The sequence below is a fragment of the Synechococcus sp. WH 8016 genome, from assembly GCF_000230675.1.
Taxonomy (GTDB): domain Bacteria; phylum Cyanobacteriota; class Cyanobacteriia; order PCC-6307; family Cyanobiaceae; genus Synechococcus_C.
This window is the reverse complement of record NZ_AGIK01000012.1, coordinates 1-1,726: the sequence shown is the minus strand read 5'-3', so window position 1 is coordinate 1,726 and position 1,726 is coordinate 1. Positions and strand designations below refer to the sequence as shown.

At 35.7% G+C, this 1,726-nt stretch carries 2 protein-coding genes; one reads left to right on the top strand and one right to left on the bottom strand.

Going from position 1 to position 1,726, the window contains the following annotated elements; translation table 11 throughout:
* A partial coding sequence (locus SYN8016DRAFT_RS15650) for a hypothetical protein (RefSeq protein ID WP_216725592.1) occupies nucleotides 1-292 on the bottom strand: 292 nt, incomplete at its 3' end.
* Nucleotides 293-421: 129 nt separating this feature from the next.
* Between SYN8016DRAFT_RS15650 and SYN8016DRAFT_RS14305 the strand changes: the two genes are divergently transcribed.
* On the top strand, nucleotides 422-739 hold the full coding sequence (locus SYN8016DRAFT_RS14305; RefSeq protein WP_141561542.1) for a sulfotransferase: 318 nt from the start codon (nucleotides 422-424) through the stop codon (nucleotides 737-739).
* The last annotated feature ends 987 nt before the right edge of the window (nucleotides 740-1,726 follow it).

The window sequence follows — 1,726 nt, the reverse complement described above, 5'->3', positions numbered from 1 at the left end:
GTTTATGGAGAAGGTATGACCTTTTTAGACCATCTTGCTCAAGATAACGAACCGAAGTGGTTGAAATGGAAGATTGATTTTCACGAGTAGGTGTAGAACCAAAAAGCATATTGCGTCGCTCCTGCCGCTTAAGCTGACGCTCTAAACGTCGCTCCTGCCGCTTAAGCTGACGCTCTAAGCGTCGTTCATGAAAAGAAGAAGCCATAATATTTGAAAAATTGTCGAAAGACGAAACAGAATTGGCCAGAATATGAAGACCAAAGACAGTACTGATTAAAAAAGGAGTAAGCAAATTAAAGACAAGTTAAAGAATAATAATACAGGGTAACAAAGGCAAACACAATACAAAAAACCAAAAAAGTTGTGACAGTGTAAAACAAAGAGGGGTTTTAGGGTAAAATAAGATATATGCAAATTGGTCTTGAAAAGAAAACCACCAATATTTGTATTAGCAGCGCCTAGATCATTCTCATCAATATCAGCTTCTATGCTGGGAGGACATCCCGAAGCATACTCTGTACCGGAATTGAACATACTGATCAAAGAAAACATGAAAAAGTTCATGGAAGAATATAGGGATATTTTTATTCCACAAACACACGGATTGCTAAGAACGGTATCGGAACTATATGCAGGAGAACAAACAATGGAAACTATATCAATGTCACACAGATGGATAATTAGAAGAGCAGATAGAAAAACAAGTGATATATATGAGGAAATTTGTGAAAAAATTTAACCTTTAACATTAATAGACAAGAGCCCAGCATATGCACTACTTCCTCAGAGGTTAGCGAGAATAAAAAAGTATTTTCCTGATGCCTACTACCTACACATAACAAGACACCCAATAGATATGAACAAATCAATGTATAAGCTTGAGAAGGGAAAACTGTTGGCAGTTTTATCAAATTCGATAGATTTCTCAAAAGAAAATGAACTTATAGACCCACAACTTATGTGGTATACCTGTAACGCTAATATATTAGAGTTTCTGAAAAATATTGGTGAAGAAAAAAAGTAAACAATAAAAGGGATCGTCTTGCAGCCACTGATCGCCTCCATGGCGACTCGGGCCTTGAACTCGGGACTGTGGGTGCGGCGCTTACTCATTGGCGGAAGCCCCGATCAGGGGCGGTGCCCCGCATCAGAGGTTAACGATGAGGCCTGTCCAGAAAAACCAGTACACCTCACATATGAGGCATTGGAACATATAAATAAAATAAGAATTAGCAGAAAAAACAATAGCAGTCAACAGATATAAGACTTAAAAAAGGGCAGAAAAGTGCAATACGATAACGTGTGAAAGTTATCATCAAAGCAGGCACAAAGAGCAATAAGCAAAGAAAACAAATACTATAGATAAACAAGTAGAAAAGGGAAGCTAGATGAGAATAAAAGAAACAAATGATTACCAATACCTATATAGAATATACATAGAGTCATTTCCTAAATTAGGAAATGGATACTCAAACAAGACGGAGGATAATATGACTCGACCTAAAGTGAAAAAAAGACCTATGCCTATTGTACGGAAAATGGGAACAAAGTATTGTAAGAAAAAAATTAAAAATTGATAATAAAAAACTTTAATAAACAATAAAATTGCAAAGCAATTGATACAAAAAGCATAAAGCAAAACCGATATAAATTTAAAAAAATAATTACACAGATGTATAACAAACTCTAATTAAACATACATAACAGGCCTAAGGACACATACCCT